We start from the raw sequence: 220 nt of genomic DNA, 5'->3' as shown, positions 1-220 counted from the left end.
ACCCCGCGGGGTCTCGTCAACGAACGCGCGGAACATCTGCGTGCTCCCGGCGGGGTCGTAGTTGCCCTGGGGGCCCTGGTTGTCAGCCATGGCCCGAGACCTTAGCGAATCCGCGAGGGGGCACCCAAGTGGGGTGGGGCGGCGCGGCCTCCGCCGCGGCGCCCTCCTTTACCAAGACTTGGGCCGTGAACCCCCAGATTCGTTTGCCTGCGGCAACCAT

It is taken from the genome of Streptomyces ossamyceticus (genome assembly GCF_001418475.1).
Lineage (GTDB): Bacteria > Actinomycetota > Actinomycetes > Streptomycetales > Streptomycetaceae > Streptomyces > Streptomyces ossamyceticus.
Note: the sequence above shows the minus strand (reverse complement) of the source record.